This window comes from Capnocytophaga gingivalis ATCC 33624 (assembly GCF_000174755.1).
Classification (GTDB): Bacteria; Bacteroidota; Bacteroidia; order Flavobacteriales; family Flavobacteriaceae; genus Capnocytophaga; species Capnocytophaga gingivalis.
Genome location: NZ_ACLQ01000010.1, coordinates 218,849 through 235,004, shown reverse-complemented (window position 1 = coordinate 235,004; position 16,156 = coordinate 218,849). Strand labels below are relative to the sequence as shown.

General features: G+C 42.6%; 17 protein-coding genes and 1 tRNA gene. 7 read left to right on the top strand and 11 right to left on the bottom strand.

The window, feature by feature from the left end:
* Positions 1 to 14: 14 nt before the first annotated feature.
* The gene (locus CAPGI0001_RS13065; RefSeq protein WP_002666473.1) at positions 15 to 152 is read right to left on the bottom strand and encodes a hypothetical protein; all 138 of its coding nucleotides are present in this window, start codon (positions 150 to 152) and stop codon (positions 15 to 17) included.
* A gap of 370 nt (positions 153 to 522) precedes the next feature.
* A complete protein-coding gene (locus CAPGI0001_RS13190) occupies positions 523 to 1,617 on the bottom strand; it encodes a hypothetical protein (protein ID WP_002666492.1) in 1,095 nt (364 codons plus the stop codon).
* Positions 1,618 to 2,170: 553 nt separating this feature from the next.
* On the opposite strand from CAPGI0001_RS13190, the gene CAPGI0001_RS03945 reads away from it, so the two are divergent.
* Positions 2,171 to 2,749, top strand: a complete 579-nt coding sequence (locus CAPGI0001_RS03945) for a hypothetical protein (RefSeq protein ID WP_002666566.1) — start codon at positions 2,171 to 2,173, stop codon at positions 2,747 to 2,749.
* 33 nt (positions 2,750 to 2,782) lie between these two features.
* On the opposite strand, the gene CAPGI0001_RS03940 is transcribed toward CAPGI0001_RS03945, so the two are convergent.
* The 4 genes from CAPGI0001_RS03940 to CAPGI0001_RS03925 form a co-directional block, all read right to left on the bottom strand.
* Positions 2,783 to 3,073 (bottom strand): ATP-dependent Clp protease adaptor ClpS, encoded by a 291-nt coding sequence (locus CAPGI0001_RS03940; RefSeq protein WP_002666618.1) that lies wholly within the window; start codon positions 3,071 to 3,073, stop codon positions 2,783 to 2,785.
* A gap of 2 nt (positions 3,074 to 3,075) precedes the next feature.
* The gene (locus tag CAPGI0001_RS03935; RefSeq protein ID WP_002666860.1) at positions 3,076 to 3,774 is read right to left on the bottom strand and encodes a ribonuclease III family protein; all 699 of its coding nucleotides are present in this window, start codon (positions 3,772 to 3,774) and stop codon (positions 3,076 to 3,078) included.
* Positions 3,775 to 3,836: 62 nt separating this feature from the next.
* Positions 3,837 to 5,087, bottom strand: a complete 1,251-nt coding sequence (gene fabF / locus CAPGI0001_RS03930; RefSeq protein ID WP_002666751.1) for a beta-ketoacyl-ACP synthase II — start codon at positions 5,085 to 5,087, stop codon at positions 3,837 to 3,839.
* A gap of 92 nt (positions 5,088 to 5,179) precedes the next feature.
* Positions 5,180 to 5,416 (bottom strand): acyl carrier protein, encoded by a 237-nt coding sequence (locus CAPGI0001_RS03925; protein ID WP_002666667.1) that lies wholly within the window; start codon positions 5,414 to 5,416, stop codon positions 5,180 to 5,182.
* A gap of 275 nt (positions 5,417 to 5,691) precedes the next feature.
* On the opposite strand from CAPGI0001_RS03925, the gene CAPGI0001_RS03920 reads away from it, so the two are divergent.
* On the top strand, positions 5,692 to 6,798 hold the full coding sequence (locus tag CAPGI0001_RS03920; RefSeq protein ID WP_002666490.1) for a TlpA disulfide reductase family protein: 1,107 nt from the start codon (positions 5,692 to 5,694) through the stop codon (positions 6,796 to 6,798).
* The gene (locus CAPGI0001_RS03915; protein WP_002666780.1) at positions 6,798 to 7,022 is read left to right on the top strand and encodes a hypothetical protein; all 225 of its coding nucleotides are present in this window, start codon (positions 6,798 to 6,800) and stop codon (positions 7,020 to 7,022) included. The genes CAPGI0001_RS03920 and CAPGI0001_RS03915 overlap by 1 nt, the downstream gene beginning before the upstream one ends.
* On the opposite strand, the gene CAPGI0001_RS03910 is transcribed toward CAPGI0001_RS03915, so the two are convergent.
* Positions 7,016 to 7,927, bottom strand: coding sequence for a lysophospholipid acyltransferase family protein (locus CAPGI0001_RS03910; RefSeq protein WP_002666882.1), 912 nt, complete (start codon positions 7,925 to 7,927; stop codon positions 7,016 to 7,018). The genes CAPGI0001_RS03915 and CAPGI0001_RS03910 overlap by 7 nt on opposite strands.
* Complete coding sequence (locus CAPGI0001_RS03905; protein ID WP_002666621.1) at positions 7,917 to 8,165, bottom strand: acyl carrier protein; 249 nt, start codon at positions 8,163 to 8,165, stop codon at positions 7,917 to 7,919. The genes CAPGI0001_RS03910 and CAPGI0001_RS03905 overlap by 11 nt, the downstream gene beginning before the upstream one ends.
* A 263-nt stretch (positions 8,166 to 8,428) precedes the next feature.
* On the opposite strand from CAPGI0001_RS03905, the gene CAPGI0001_RS03900 reads away from it, so the two are divergent.
* Positions 8,429 to 8,502, top strand: a tRNA-Asp gene (locus tag CAPGI0001_RS03900).
* A gap of 225 nt (positions 8,503 to 8,727) precedes the next feature.
* Entirely contained in the window at positions 8,728 to 9,099 is a 372-nt protein-coding gene (locus CAPGI0001_RS03895) for a four helix bundle protein (protein WP_002666796.1), read from the top strand.
* A 19-nt stretch (positions 9,100 to 9,118) separates the two neighbouring features.
* Here CAPGI0001_RS03895 and terL read toward each other — a convergent pair whose 3' ends face one another.
* On the bottom strand, positions 9,119 to 10,885 hold the full coding sequence (gene terL, locus CAPGI0001_RS03890; protein WP_002666867.1) for a phage terminase large subunit: 1,767 nt from the start codon (positions 10,883 to 10,885) through the stop codon (positions 9,119 to 9,121).
* Positions 10,886 to 11,739: 854 nt separating this feature from the next.
* Between terL and CAPGI0001_RS03885 the strand changes: the two genes are divergently transcribed.
* Positions 11,740 to 12,129, top strand: a complete 390-nt coding sequence (locus CAPGI0001_RS03885) for a hypothetical protein (protein ID WP_002666582.1) — start codon at positions 11,740 to 11,742, stop codon at positions 12,127 to 12,129.
* Here the strand turns inward: CAPGI0001_RS03885 and CAPGI0001_RS03880 are convergent, their stop codons facing one another.
* Both CAPGI0001_RS03880 and CAPGI0001_RS03875 read right to left on the bottom strand, forming a co-directional pair.
* A complete protein-coding gene (locus CAPGI0001_RS03880) occupies positions 12,130 to 14,517 on the bottom strand; it encodes a heavy metal translocating P-type ATPase (RefSeq protein ID WP_002666726.1) in 2,388 nt (795 codons plus the stop codon).
* Position 14,518: 1 nt separating this feature from the next.
* Positions 14,519 to 14,722, bottom strand: coding sequence for a heavy-metal-associated domain-containing protein (locus CAPGI0001_RS03875; RefSeq protein WP_002666458.1), 204 nt, complete (start codon positions 14,720 to 14,722; stop codon positions 14,519 to 14,521).
* 347 nt (positions 14,723 to 15,069) lie between these two features.
* Between CAPGI0001_RS03875 and CAPGI0001_RS03870 the strand changes: the two genes are divergently transcribed.
* The gene (locus CAPGI0001_RS03870) at positions 15,070 to 16,155 is read left to right on the top strand and encodes a bifunctional 3-deoxy-7-phosphoheptulonate synthase/chorismate mutase type II (RefSeq protein ID WP_002666533.1); all 1,086 of its coding nucleotides are present in this window, start codon (positions 15,070 to 15,072) and stop codon (positions 16,153 to 16,155) included.
* Position 16,156 lies beyond the last annotated feature (1 nt).

Below are 16,156 nucleotides of genomic sequence, written 5' to 3'. Positions count from 1 at the left end.
CGTATAAAGCCCGCTTAGTCTAAATCTTTCTGTGCTGTATTATCAATATTTCTTAATGAACTTCTCGCTCTTTTAGCGGGTGCAAAGGTATAACCTTTTTTCCACTCTACCAAATATTTTTTAAAATATTTTTTTTTGGCTTCATTTATCACCCTCATCTTTTTTGCGGGTGCAAAGGTACAACCTTTTTTTCATTCCACCAAATATTTTTTAAAATATTTTTTTCTTCTTTTTATGAGCGTCACTCCCTTATCGAAAGCGGGTGCAAAATTACAACAAGTTTTTCAATCAACCAAATGTTTTTTGAAATATTTTTTGATTGTTTTTTTAAGTGGTTGATTGTCAGTGTTAAAATTACCCCCAAAATCCCTCTACATCCTAACCTCCAAAGAGGAATTTCAAATAAAAGAAGTCCAAAGAGGCTCTAATGAGAACGAAAAATTGAGAAATTAGCTCATTGAACTCCGACTTTTCTGGAGAAAAAGATGGAATTATATATGGAAACATAATGTATAAGTAGTATTATACTTCTACAATACAATAATGGAAAACAATTCTTTCTATGGTTACATCATACCATTTCCCAATAGTATATTCTTTTTCCAATTCAATTTTAGGATGTTTATCTTTAGTTGATTTCGCCACCTCTCCTTTCCAATCCAATTCTTTAGAATGTTGAACTCCTGCCTCCATTGTAAATGGTTCTGAAGCTCCTTTAGGTGTATTCATATAGCTCTCGTCGTTGGTCATAAAAATAGAGAACCCTGCTATCACCTTAGAGAAATTCCTCTTTATTCTTTCTACACGATATACATCCTTCCAAAAGGAATACCTATTTATATTTTGGGCTGCTTGATTTTTCAGGAGTTCCGTTTTGATTTCCTCCCCAAAACGCTCTATAATATTTCCTTCTGCTAATTTTGTCTTATATTTAAGTTCTATAGGACAGAATTGATTACTTTTTTCAACAACAATATCTATTCTGATATTAGCCTCAACTTCTTCCTCTCTATTATCTTTAATAAACGAAGATGGTAGTGAATATTCTAAAAATACATTATCATAGTAGTGTTGTTCTTTTAAAAAAGAAGCCAGATTCATTTGAAGATGGCGTTCATTAAAAAATAATTTATTGTCCTTTTTATCGTTCTTTTCTAAAAATTCCTTTATATCCTTTCTTATTTTTTCTAAGAATTCTTCCTTTGTAGCTGTTGATGTTTTAGCATTCAATAGGTGTTCGATTACCTTACGTCCAAACTGTTGTGTATTCCAACCTTCTTCGTAGATAATACTATATTTTTCAGCAATCATACGTAAAGTTCCCTTAGCACTTCCTTCGGTTTTTCTTCCACAGATAACTGTGCCATTAGTATCTATATACACTATATAATGATCATTGGCTATAGCTGGGGCTCCATTGTCTACTGCATCAATCAATTTTTTACCAAACTGACGAGTAGTCCAAGTAGGATCATATTCGAAACCCTGTACTTCAGCTATTTCACGTAAGGCACCTTTAGTATTGCCATATCTGTTATAGACTCCTATAGAATCGTCTTCATAACGCGCTACAATATAATCCTCTGTAGTAGCTACTTGTTTGATTTGTTTAGCCATAAATTTTTATTATTTAAATTATCAATTCTCTTATCCCAAAAAATATAGCATTCTTTCTACTATATCAGATCTTTTTATTCAATTGTTAATTATCAATCGTACAATTAACATACAGTTACGATCCCAAAATTCTAAATAAGAAATACCTCTTATAAGACAAATCTTTACCATTCACAAAGATACAACTTTTTTGTATTTTTGTAAGTGTTTTTTGATAATTTTTTCTATAATATTACAATATATTTAATTAGAATCCAATCGGCAACCTCATTGGAAAACAAGAGCATCAGTCATACCTCTCCTTAATCCTTACAGATATTGGTTATTAGTCATCGATCTATATTCTATATTCTTCATTCTTGATTTATCTTGGTACTACCTTCGTGAACAATCCGCTCATTAGGGTTGTATAACTTAGGGAAATAATGTACCTTTGTTGCTTTTAAAAGAGTATTCCTGAGCATGAGATATCCAATAAACAATAACTAAACTGTAATAAAACACATAGGAGTATACTCAAAAAATCCTTGATAAGGAGCTAAAGATAAAGAACATGAGCAGACAGCTAAATTTTTATGCTACAGATGCTGATAGAAAAATCATAGCAGATATATTGCGTGAACATTTTGGAGAAATGATAGAAGTTCCCTCTCCGAAAGATAGCCTACAACCATTTGAAGATACCATAGATAAAAAACTTTACCGCCTAACGGATGTGGAGGGTAAAGAACATATTACCTATAGGGAGCATACTTATTATGACCTAAGGAAAGCCCTTGTATTGGATGAATATAATAGTTCTATATTAGAATATTCTACAGCTTTCAAAAATCCCTCAGGAGCCTATGTAAGTGGACGTTTTTACACTTGTACGAATGATAAAGATTTTTCGGCAAAAGTAGCAAAATTCTTTACCAAACTTAAAAAGGTATTTATCTACCTGAAGCCTCAAAGACTTTATATTTCAAAAAACATAGACTTGGATAGCGCCTTATTTCTCTTGTCCAATAGAATCATTAAGCTTAGCATAGATGGCACAGAGGAAGTCATACAGGATGTAAAAAAGACTTCTAAAAAAGCTCCCTCTGTAAAAGTGATTCCTGACAAGATGAATCTCTTTGATAAGAAATAAGTTTTCTACAATAGTACTACCCTTATTCTTGATTTATCTCGGTAGTATCTCAGCGGTGAGTCCTGCTTGGGTGAGCTTGCTACAGCGGGGAAGGAGGTCTTCGTAAGAGCCTTCTTTTACGGGGCATTTGCCAGAGAAGTGAACCAATACCGCACATTGTTCGGCCTGCTCGTAGGTATGGTCACATATTTCTATAAGAAGCTCTATCACATAATCGAAGGTATTGTAGTCATCGTTGTAGAGCATGATTTGGTAGTTATCGGCTTGCTGGGTGAGGAGCTCTTCTTGGCTCTCTTTTTGGGGAGTAGGTTGTGTCTGTGGCATAGCTATTGTTTTTTTCCTTTGTTATTCTTCTTACTGCTTTTTTTCTTATCTCCAGCACGGAAGAAAGCACGCTTAGCAGCGCGTTCTTCAGCCTTTTTCTTGGAGGTATCATGTGCTTTAGCAAATACCTTATCATTGATCATTACCTTGGCTTGGAAGTACTTAGTACGCCCCTTATAGGTAGGATCTTCTTCGGAGACAAAAGCAATAGTTTTGTGATACTTTTGAGCCCATTCGACCATGAGAGACTTATAACTGATGACCTTATTCTCCAGATCGCGCATACTCAGGTTGGTATCTATGAGTATACGGTGAATAAATTCGGTAGCTTTGCTATACCCTCTATCCAAGTAGATAGCTCCCACGAGTGCCTCCAACAAGTTCCCCGCAATATTGCCACTGAGGAGGGTATGCTTATCGGCAAGGAGATATTCCCTCAGGCGGAGGTCTTCTCCTATTTGGTTAAGATTCTCGCGCCTTACCATACGGGTGCGCATTTTGGTTAGGTCGCCCTCATTCTTATCAGGAGCCTGTAGGAAGACAAAGTGAGCGATGACCGCCCCGAGGATGGCATCGCCAAGGAACTCCAAGCGCTCATAGCTGATATGAGGTTGGGCACTATCGGTACGTACTGTGCCGAGGGTAAAAGCCTCTTCGTAGTAATGAATCTCCTTAGGAGGGAAGCCCAGAAGTTGCTCCATCTTATCAAAAAAAATCCCGTCTTTTTTTTAAAACGGGATAAGAATTTATGAAAGATATTCATCTAGTCTATTTTTTTAAATAGCACACATGCATTATGCCCTCCAAAACCAAAAGTATTACTCATAGCGACATTGACTGTACGTTTTTGCGCTTTGTTAAAAGTGAAGTTGAGTTTTTGATCGATATTTTCGTCTGGATTCACGAAGTTAATCGTAGGAGGAATTGTTTGGTGTTCTATAGCTAGTACGGAAGCGATGGCTTCAACAGCGCCTGCTGCTCCGAGTAGGTGTCCTGTCATGGACTTAGTAGAGTTAAGGTTAATTTGGTAAGCATGCTCTCCAAATACCTCTTTCACCGCCTTCGTTTCAGCTATATCTCCTAGAGGTGTAGAGGTACCATGTAGGTTGATGGCATCTACCTCTTCGGGGGCTACGTTGGCATCGGCAAGGCAGTTGAGCATTACCGCCTTAGCACCTATTCCTTCTGGGTGAGGAGCTGTCAAATGGTAAGCATCGGCAGAGAGTCCTCCACCGGCGAGTTCACAATATATCTTAGCGCCACGAGCCTTGGCATGTTCGTATTCTTCTAAGACAAGAGCTCCTGCTCCTTCGCCGAGGACAAACCCATCACGGGTAACATCAAAAGGGCGGGAAGCTGTTTTATACTCATCATTGCGTGTAGAGAGTGCGTGTAGGGCATTGAATCCTCCGATACCTGCCTCAATGACAGCTGCTTCAGATCCTCCAGTGACGATGACATCGGCATAGCCCAGACGGATATAGTTTAGTGCATCAATCAGCGCATTAGCCGAAGAGGCACAAGCAGAGACTGTAGTGAAGTTAGGACCACGGAGCCCATGACGGATAGAGATCATACCAGGAGCGATATCGGCGATCATCTTAGGGATAAAGAAAGGGTTGAAGCGAGGAGTACCATCGCCCTTACCAAAGGCGAGCACTTCCTCTTGGAAGGTCATGAGTCCCCCAATACCAGCACCCCAGATAACCCCGATGCGGTCTTTGTTTTCTTTTTCTAAGTCAAGAGATGAGTTCTTGATAGCTTCATCAGAAGCAACGATCGCCATTTGGGTAAAACGGTCCATCTTGCGCACCTCTTTTTTATCAATAAAATCGGTAGGCTCGAAGCCCTTCACCTCACAGGCGAATTGAGTTTTGAACTTAGAAGCATCGAAATGAGTAATAAGGTTTGCCCCACTCACACCGTTGAGTAGGCCATCCCAATAAGCTTCCAAAGTATTACCAATAGGAGTAATGGCTCCTAATCCGGTTACAACTACACGTCTTGTTTGCATACTAATTGAGGTTTTTCCATTAAAGTTTGTAGTCTCTACATATACCAAACGGGGAGTTGCCTCCCCGTAGAGCATTTTTCAAGCGAGTAATGCTATTGTTTATTATCTTCAATATACTTAATAGCTTGTCCCACGGTTGAGATGTTTTCAGCTTGGTCATCAGGGATCTGGATGTCAAATTCTTTTTCGAATTCCATGATCAATTCCACAGTATCCAAAGAATCAGCTCCCAAATCATTGGTGAAACTTGCCTCAGATACTACTTCGGTTTCATCAACTCCGAGCTTATCCACGATAATAGCTTTTACTCTTGATGCGATGTCTGACATAACTTTAAATTTTAATTTAACTCGTTGCAAAAGTACTAAAGTTTTTTTTATTACACACTACTTTGTTGAAAAAAAAGCGTTTTATTCAGTTAAATACTTGTTTATCAGAATTTTAAATTTAATTTTTTAGCTGTTTTAGCTGTAAAAAATTATTAATTCTTTGTGAAAAAACTATGTAGAATCATTTCATTTAAGCGGATAATTCCTTTTTTTGCTTGCAAAGGCATGAAAAATGAAAAAAAATTTATACATTTGCCCATTATTATTTATCGCTTATGAGATTTTTTTTTCTTACCCTTTCCCTACTGAGTTTTGGGAGAGGACACAGTCAAAACTTCACTATAGATGGGAATGTGAGCAGTCCATACGAAGGAAAAATATACCTATGGTATGGAGACAAGGTAGACAGTACCACGGTGGTGAACAAAGAGTTTCGCTTCAGCGGTGAGGTAGGCTACCCTACGAAAGCTTCCCTTTCGGTAAGTCGTAAGTTCAAGGATACAGGTTTTTTTGTCCTGGAGGCGAGCAATCTTTCGGTGGACATAGCCATAGAGAACCGCCACCAAGTATATATCAAGAGTCTCAATGGGAGCCCTTCGCTGACACAAGTAAAGGATTTTTTAGTATATAAGTACAAGAATGCGAGCCTCTCGAACCTTCCAGAGCTACTGGTAGCGCGCCTGGAGACCATCATCAAGCAGAACCCTAAGAGCCAGTTTGCCGGCATGCTACTCTCGGAACTTATCACCGATAGAGAGATTCCCTATAAGCAAGCCCAAAGGCTGTATAACCTTTTGGACAAGAAGACCCAAGACAAGGAAGACCTTCAGAAGATGGATGTGCTTCTGGGGGCTATGAGCAGAACCCAAGTAGGCAGCCAACTCCCCGATATTTCCTTTGAAACAGAGAAAGGCACTCCTGAGAAACTCTCTTCTGTGAGAAAGAAATACACCTTGGTACTCTTCACAGCCTCGGACTGCATCCCTTGTGTGGAGAACGACCGCCAGTTCGCCAACCTATATAAGGAATATCACCGCTCCCATGGTTTTACTATCTACTCGGTATACCTCGATGGAGAGCGCAACACTTGGCTGGATCACATCCACCGAGAAGGGGTGCGCTGGAGTGCTACCATTGCTCCTAAGAAATTCAAGGACGAGACCCTGAAATCCTTAGGAATCACCGAGATACCCTCGAACTTTCTCATAGATGAGAATGGAAAAATCTTGGCTGTGAACATCACTCCCAAGGGAGTACACCGTGGACTCGATCCCGAGGCAGCAGCCTACGTGCCCGTGCCTAAGAAAGACAAAAAAGGCGCCAAGAAGAATCCACCTTTGAAACCAGTGAACAAGAATAAGAACACTAAAAAAAGAAAATAATGATAGATCCTCAGTACATTGGCTATTTTGCCTCTGTATGTATTGTCCTTAGCTTCGTGATGAAGAAGGTACAACACATTCGTCTTATCAACCTTGTAGGTTGTTTATGCTTTGTCATCTATGGGCTTATGAATACACCCCAGCTATGGCCAGTGATTATTCCCAATGCCCTGATATGTATGGTACAGGTATATTACTTATGGATTAAGAAAGAGGCTCACTGAGCCTCTTTTTTTTCGTTCCAGAAATCAAAATAGTTAAACCACTGAAGGGGATACTTGTGAATCATCTGCTCCATATTGAGAGTAAAAGCCTCCAACAAAGCCTGAGGATCTCGGCTCTTGACCTGCGCCATACGGGCATATAAGTGATAGTGTAAGCCCTTTTCCTTCATCACATAGACAAAAATGACAGGGACTCCCAAGCGAGAGGCAATCAAAAAAGGCCCTGCGGGGAAGAGTGTTTCCTTTCCCAAAAGAGAGGCCGTCAGGTGCTTAGTGCCCTCGAAATAGCGATCGCCCGTAAAACAGATAATCCCATTGTCCTGAAGCGCCTGATGTATCTCAAAAATATGAGACATATCCTCCTTGACAAAGATAAACTTAGGGGTATACTCCTTGAGAGAGACACTCTCAAGATATTCCTTGATGGCTGAACGCTCCATATCGGTGGTGACCGTATGTATCTGACATTCTACATCTATTTCCCTAAAGAAAGGTTCAGCGACCTCAAAATTGCCTATATGAGCAGAGATAAGTACGCCCCCCTTGTGCGATGCTAAGAGCTTATGTAGCTGCTCCTGACCATCGAATTCATAGGTAAAGCGATGGCGGAGATTGGAGAAAATAGCGATTTTGTCAATAATTGTTTGCCCAAAAACATAATAATTTCGGTATACTGACACCACGGCTCTAAGGGGGGTATAGCCTAAGCGATGGCGGAAATAACGGTACAGATAGCCATTGGACGTCCACTGAGAGAGGAAGTAATAAAGAGCCACAAAGACAAGCAAGAGATACGCTGAGCGTACCCCCAAGTGCTTGATAAGGAATACAAATATCCTATATCCTAAGACATTGCCCTTGGACTTGCCTTGCCATTTGGTTTTGGAGATCTCTTTACTTTCCATTGATTTTTTGCTCTAAGGTCGCATAGAAGTCTTCAAAAGTGACTATAGGTTTGAAATCGGCTTCTACGAGCTTCACGCCGAACTTTTCTTCTATGACCACCACTAAGTCTACATAGTCTAAGCTATCCAAACCGAGGGACTCTCGGAAGTCAGCCGCGGGCTGAATTTTGCTACCCTCGACTTCAAATTCTTCTACTAAAACCTCATTGATTGTTTTAATAATTTCGTCTCTTTTCATTGTATGTATTTTGAGGTGCAAAAATAAGCATTTTTTAGCAGATACGAAAACAAAAACCGCCTTCCTCGTTTTTCTTTCCTCTGAAGGGATACCTCACCGGAGAAAAAAGCACCCTTTTTAGGTGATTTTTATCTCAATTTCTCAGATAAATGTATTTTAAAATACTTGATAATCAATCAACTAAAAAATAATCAATATTTTTTTAAAAAAACTATTGTTAGAATAAAAAAATGTTGTATCTTTGCACCGCAAAACAAAAGCGAGGTCTGGTAGTTCAGCTGGTTAGAATACATGCCTGTCACGCATGGGGTCGCGGGTTCGAGTCCCGTCCAGACCGCTAAAAATTTAGTTGTGTTGTTTTGTGTAATATTTGGTTTTACACAGGTTTATCTAAACCAATGAAAGGCTTTCCTTTGGAAGGCTTTTTTTATTTTAGGTAATAGATAATTAGGTAATAGGGATATCTTATTCATGTTCTAAAATGGTTGATGATAAAAATATCTATCTTATTAGCAAATAGTCTTAAAAATAATTCGTATATTTGTCTTTGAAATAAAAAGACATGAGCAAAAGTATTGTAAGAGATAAATCTAAGAAATTTGCTATACGAATTGTTCGATTATACAAATATCTGACTCAAGAAAAAAACGAGTTTGTTATCGCTAAACAACTTCTACGCTCTGGAACAAGTATTGGTGCTAATCTCGCAGAACAAGAATTCGCTGTCTCTGAAGCTGATTACCTGAATAAAACCAGTATCTCCTTAAAAGAATGTGCAGAAACTGCTTATTGGCTTGAACTACTTTATGAGGCCAATTATATCTCCTTAAAAGAGTATGAGAACATCCAAAAGGATTGTTCCGAAATTATTAAAATCCTCATTGCTATCGTAAAAAATCTGAAAACGAAAAAACTTAAATCAGATAATAGGTAATAGGTGTCTTGTCCTTCGTTTACCATTGCAATAGTTCCGAGAGAGGAATTTTTCTTTTGGGTTGTCGGCATTCTATGGCACCGGTGAGGGCATCGGGAGCATCGTCATGGGCGTTGCCTCCGGTGCGTAGATAGCCTATTAGGTCGTGGGCAAAGGCAGGAAAGCGCTCCTTCCAGTCCATAGGCATAAGGGTCATGCGCTGCACTGAGGTGGAGCAGGCAAAGATACGTGCAGCCTTGTTCTCCCGCTGGTGAAAGGGGAGAAAGCGGGTGAGAGTATTGCCCATATTGCGGGAGAGTTCTTCTATATTCTGTGAGAAATAATGGCCGCCGTTGTTGCTCTCTATATGACAACGCTCCACCTGATGGCGCATGAGCAAGTCTGAGAGCAGGCACTCGGTACGCTCCATAGGTTCCTGAGTGTAGAGCACCTCAAGGATATAGTTCCCTTCATCGGCCTCCTTGTAGATCAGTGCACAGAGGTAGTCGTTGCCCGAGTCGGCCACATCGATATACGCCACCACAGGGGCATATACAGGGGCAGACTCATATACGGCAAACTCCTGATAGAGCAGTCCCTCATTTGGCTGAGGGTTCTGCTGGTATAGACTCTCGAAGACCTGAGGGTTGCGCTCCTTGAGAGACAGGAGCTTAGGGAGATCATGGCGCTGAGGCCATAGCGCGGCGCCCATCTCTCGAGGATCCTCGGGAGAAGGCGGGACATTCTGTATAGCAGGGAAGGAAATGACCTGCCACCCTAAGGGATTGTTCTGAGCATCATAGTGTCCTTCCTGCTCGAGCAAGCGCCCCGCCAGGTCGTCCTCATGCCAGCGTGTAAAGACTAAGAGCTGCTGGCTATCGTTGTGCAAGCGCGTAGTGGCTACCGTATCGTACCAGTCGGCTATATTTTGACGAATGGTAGGCGACCACGCGCTGAGGGCATCCTTGTAGAGGTCGTCCATGATGAGCACATCCACCGGTTCTCCAGTGAGGGCGCCACCTACCCCGAGAGTCTTAAAGCTCCCACGATGACCTACTATCTCACACTCATCCGCATTGCGGGCATAGGCACGGTGGTTGCTCCTCATCCCATGTGGAGCACCCCCTGCGAGGAAGGTTTGTGGAAACAACTGTTGGTAGCTTTCCTCCTGTAGGATGCGCTGCAACTCACGGTTGAACTTGCGTGCCTTGGTGGTATTGTACGAGACAATAGCAATACGGCACTCAGGGTTGCGCCCGAGCAAGAAAGCCGGAAGGCGACGGGTGGCACCTTCGCTCTTGCCATGTTGTGGGGGCATGGTGATCATCAGCTTCTGGATGCGCCCCATGGCAAACTCGGTGAGTTGGCGGTAATAGGAGTGATGGAAAGCCGCTGGAGCAAAGTAAGGAAGGGTATACTGGGTAAAAGCCAAGAGATCCTTCTGGGCAAGTGCTTTTTTGATAAGCCCCTTCTTCACAGTGGGTTTTGCTATAGGAATACAGGTAGGAGGTGATTCCTCGGCGGAGACAGCGATAGCCTCGGTGTCGGTATCGTCCGCATCTTCTTCCTCATCCAAGACTTCTTCAAAAGGATTATCACCCTCCTTGAGCGCCTCGTGGGTGTGCTGGAGGTCTTGGGCGATGATTTCAGCAGCTTTCTGAGCGGGTTTGTCCCAGCCTTCCCACTTGCCGAGGGTAGTGAGTGCGGAGATACGTTCGCGTACAGAGGGATAGATGGTTTTTTCTCCTTGAGGGATGGCATCGCCCTTGGCGATTTCCCAGAGAATGGATTCAGCTTGTTTTTTCAAGATTTTAGGTTTTAGTAGGTTAGAGACATAGGGAAGAATATAGAGGGGGCGATTTGCAAATCGCCCCTACACGTATGTTATCTGTATGTTGCCCTTTGTTCTTCAATTATTTTGCGGCAAAGGTACGATATCACAGGAGGGAAAGTCAAGGGAAGAAGGTGGGAGAAATGAGAAGAGAAATGATCAATGGTTAATTTAAGTTTCGCAAGTTGTATAACTTATTGATTTTCAAAAACCTCCCCCTCTTCACATACTCGCTCTCGCGACTTCCTCCAAAGGGGGAATGAGATAGTTTATGATTCTCAATGAGTTATAGAGAGAAAATTTTACGTATTGACAAACAGTTTTTGCCTTTTCAACGCATCCCACATACCCAGCTGTGAGCACTCGCTGGCTTTCCCCCTCTCAGAGGGGATAGTCCGTGAATACTTGGAACGGAGTATGTGAGGGGAGGTTTTATTTATAATATATTGATTTATAAATAGTTATAATCTTAATTATACTCTAAAAACGACTTGCGAAACTTAAATGATTAATTTTTAATGATCAATGGTTAATGATTAAAATGTATAAAGTTTTGAAAATCAGAAATATTTATCTTCTCTATTACTTTTAAACCTACTTTTGTGATTTTTATTAAAACCAATATTTTACTTTTTTAATTTCAAATATATAATTACAAAATTTCATTATGTTTAGAAATACGATATTGTTGATAAATTTTTATCATTTTTCGTTTGCCTGCATGAAATTATTTTATATTTTTGCAGTGTATTCTAAGAATGTAAAACCACTTAGTGCGTTTGGGATCGAAGAGTATTTGGTATTTGTTGTGTATTTTAAACATCAATCCTATGATATTATGTAGAAACATTTTCCCCTTATCACGTATCTCTGTATCGATAAATGATCAAAAAATAAGCCTTGCTCCTGGAGGAAGTGTAGAAATGCCTTTGGAGAAGAGCGATCACTATGTCATAGAGATAGTATCTCCTCTGCTGCTTAAGAAGAATAGTAAGACAGTGAGCGATCTACACGAAAATTCTGTCATAGAAATAAGAACCTCCCTACCAGATAGTTACTACTTACTGATGGGAGGTGTATCGTTGGTTATCTGTGTTTTATTCTTTCTCCAAATGGTACCTGCTATTATCTTCGGTATGGTACTACTCCTCTATATATTTCCTATAGTGTATCATACCTTTGTCAAAGCAGATGAGTATTTTTCCATTTGTGTGAGGTAACTATTTCCTTTTCCCTAATCGCAATGCATTGGCAATTACACTCACAGAGCTAAAGCTCATTGCCAAAGCACCAAGCATGGGAGAGAGCAGTATCCCAAAGAAAGGATAGAGTACTCCGGCGGCGATGGGTATCCCCAAGGTGTTGTACACCAAGGCGAAGAAGAGGTTTTCTCGTATATTCTTCACCACGGCCTCACTGAGCTTCTTGGCCTTGACAATGCCACTGAGCTGCCCCTTAACCAAAGTGAGCTGAGCACTCTCTATGGCGATATCGGTACCTGTGCCCATGGCAATTCCCACATCCGCTTGTGCCAAGGCTGGCGCATCGTTGATCCCATCACCGGCCATGGCTACGACCTTCCCCTGCTGTTGGAAGCGCTTGACTTGCTGTTGCTTATCCTCGGGGAGCATACCCGCCTTGTAGTGGGTAATGCCGAGCTGCTGGGCTACTGCCTGAGCGGTGAGAGGATTGTCACCTGTGAGCATAACCACGGTAACTCCCTGCTCTTGTAAGTCCTTGACCGCTTGGGCGGCGTTATCTTTGATCTTGTCCGCTATGGCTACCGCTGCGACGACTTCCTTCTCTATGGCGAGGAAAGAGAGTGTCTGCCCTTGGCGCTGTGCCTGAGCCACTTGGCTAAGCTGCTCCTCGCTCAGGGAGGCACCTATCTCCTGCATCAATCGGTCATTACCGAAGTAGTAGTGCTTACCCTCATAGGAAGCCACTACGCCACGCCCTGCTAAGGCCTTGAAATCGGTCATAGGCAAGGGAGTCACTCCATGTTCCACCGCATAGGCATTGGTAGCCTTAGCCAAAGGGTGTTCGCTGGCTTTATTGACCCCATAGAGAATCGGCCATAATGTCTGCTCCTCATACCCTGCCCAAGGAATGAGTGCCCTGAGACTGGGTTTGCCCTCGGTAAGAGTACCTGTCTTATCTACAATGAGGGTATCGACCTGCTTCATACGCTCCAAGGCCTCTGCATTCTTGATAAGGATTCCCTGACGTGCCCCCTGAGAGACCCCTACCATCACCGATACCGGTGTGGCCAAGCCCAAGGCACAGGGACAAGCGATAATGAGCACCGATATGGCATTGACCAAGGCATACTCCCAAGCATGTTCCTTGGCAAAGACCGCCCAGAGAATGAAAGTCAGTACCGATATGGCTATGACTGTAGGCACAAAATAAGAGGAGATACGGTCGGCCAATTTCTGTATAGGTGCACGACTGGTGGAAGCCTGCTGTACCATGGTGACAATTTGCGAAAGCAGTGTATCGCTACCCACCTTATCGGCTTGCATGACAAAGGCCTGAGCGCCATTGATCGTACCGGCAGAAACTGCTGCTCCTACCTGCTTCTCTACCGGTAGAGGCTCTCCTGTAATCATACTCTCATCGATGGTAGCCTCCCCTGTAGTGATACGGCCATCTACAGGAATCTTAGCCCCGGGTCTTACCCTGAGTAGATCCCCCTTGACTACCTCCTCCACGGGCACCTCCACCTCGTGGTCTCCCACGAGCTTTATAGCTGTATTGGGCGCCAACTCGAGCAACATGCGTACGGCCTGTTGGGTACGGTTGTGCGCATTGGCCTCCAAGAGTTGGCCTAAGATGACCAAGGTCAAGATCACCGTAGTTGCCTCAAAGTAAAGCGGTACTGAACCATGTTCCTTGAACTGCTCCGGTAGGCTCTCAGGCACACAGAGTGCGACCACACTGAATAGCCAAGCGGCGGCAGCGCCTATGCCTATAAGGGTGAACATATTGAACCTTAGGGTCTTGATACTCACCCATGCTCGAGAAAAGTACGTCCATCCGAAATAGAAAACTACCGGCAGGGATAGGGCAAACTGTACCCAGTTCCAATAGCTCAGTGGCATGAGCTTATACATAGGATTGTCATGCCACATCCCCCCCATGGCGATGATGAAGATAGGCAGGGTAAAAGCCACTGCCCCCCAGAATTGGCGGCGTAGCTCTTGGCGCTTGTGATCCTCCTGATTGCCTTGCTTAAGGCTTTGGGCAGAGACCTCTTCGACCAAGTCCATCCCACAAACAGGACAATGGCCAGGGTGGTCATAGGTCTTGTTTCCCTCACAGCGCATCGGGCAGTAATATACCCCTGTCCCCTTGTGGGTAGAGGCTTGAGGCTTAGCAGCAGAAGTAGCCTCCTCCAAGGAGGTTACCAAGGTGTAATGAGTACCCTCCAAGGCGGTTTTAAGCGTTTCAAAAGGCACATGTTGGCTCATCTCCACTACAGCGGTTTTCTCCTTAGCATTGGCCACGACCTTGCTGACACCCTCTATAGCCTCCAGACTCTTTTTGACAGTCATCTCGCAGCCGCTACAACTCATGCCCTTTACATAATAGGTGTGTGTCATCATGTCAGTCTTTTTTAATAGTGTAATCAGTACCTTCTAAGGCTTTTTGGAGTGCTGGCAAAGACACTTCCTCTTTGGATTCTACAAAGGCCTTTTGTGCGTTAAAATCTACTTTAACGGCAGTAACGCCTGCTACTTTAGACAATCTTTGTTCTACGGTGGTTGCACACCCAGTGCAGCCCATTCCTTTGATAGTATATACTTGCATGATATTAATTTTAGCACCCTTTTTATTTGCAAATATTGTGCCAATATGAACAGTGATCAGTGAACAGTGAGAAGTGAGAAGTGAGAAGTGAGCAGGGAATATTAACAATTGACCTTTAACAATTAACAATTACCCATTGACAATTAATCATTGTTTTTGTATCTTTGCGTCTTTTAAAAATACACATTGCTGCTTTGTGAATGGATTAAGCAATTTTTACCCCCTCGTAAGCAAGGCTAAATTTTAATTATAACTTATTGATTATCAGCTTAAAAATATCGATAAGCAATTTTTGAGGGGAAATAAGCAATTTTTTAATATTCCTAAAACCTAAACCCTAAAAAATAATGGAAATTACCAAAGCAAACCGAAAATGGTTAGATAACCTACACCTCCCTCACCCTGTAGTGATAGCAGGTCCTTGTAGTGCCGAGACAGAAGAACAAGTCCTTAAAATCGCCCATGCGCTGAAAGATACCGACGTTACTTACTACCGTGCTGGTATCTGGAAACCTCGTACCCGCTCTGGTATGTTCGAGGGAGTAGGCGCTTTAGGACTCAAGTGGCTCGAGCGTGTCAAGAGGGAAACAGGTATGAAGACCGCTACCGAGGTAGCCAACAAAGACCATGTACGATTGGCCTTGGAACACGATATAGACCTGCTCTGGATCGGTGCTCGCTCCACAGTGAGCCCCTTCATCGTACAGGAAATCGCTGACGAACTCAAGGGTACTGACAAGGTTGTCCTTGTCAAAAACCCTGTAAACCCCGACTTAGCCCTCTGGATAGGCGCTATTGAGCGACTTCTGAGAGCTGATATCCAAAACTTAGGGGTTATCCACCGCGGTTTCTCTACCTATGAGAAAACCAAATACCGCAATATCCCCGAATGGCAATTGGTCATAGAGCTGCAAAATAAGTTTCCTGACCTCCCGCTGATCTGCGACCCTTCCCATATCACGGGCAAGCGAGAGTTGATCTTCGATGTCTCTCAGACAGCCCTTGACCTGAACTTCAACGGTCTGATGATAGAAACCCACTGCACCCCCGATGAGGCTTGGAGCGATGCAGCACAACAGGTTACTCCCCAGCGATTAGTACAGATAATGAATGACTTACGCATACGAAAAACCTCTACTTCCGAAGAGGACTATGTAAGCCAACTCACTGGGTTACGCTCCCGTATCGATATCTTAGACGACCAGCTCTTAGACCTGCTTAAAAAGCGTATGGACATATCCGATGAGATCGGGCAGCTCAAGAAAATCAACAATGTAGCTATCCTACAGAACCAGCGCTGGCATGAAATACTCGGCAAGGTGATCTTGGAAGGAGAACAGCACGGTCTCAATGAGGAGTTTATCATACAACTGTTCAAAGTTATCCACCAAGAATCCATCAACCGACAAGAGAAAATAGTAAAAGCAAAATAAG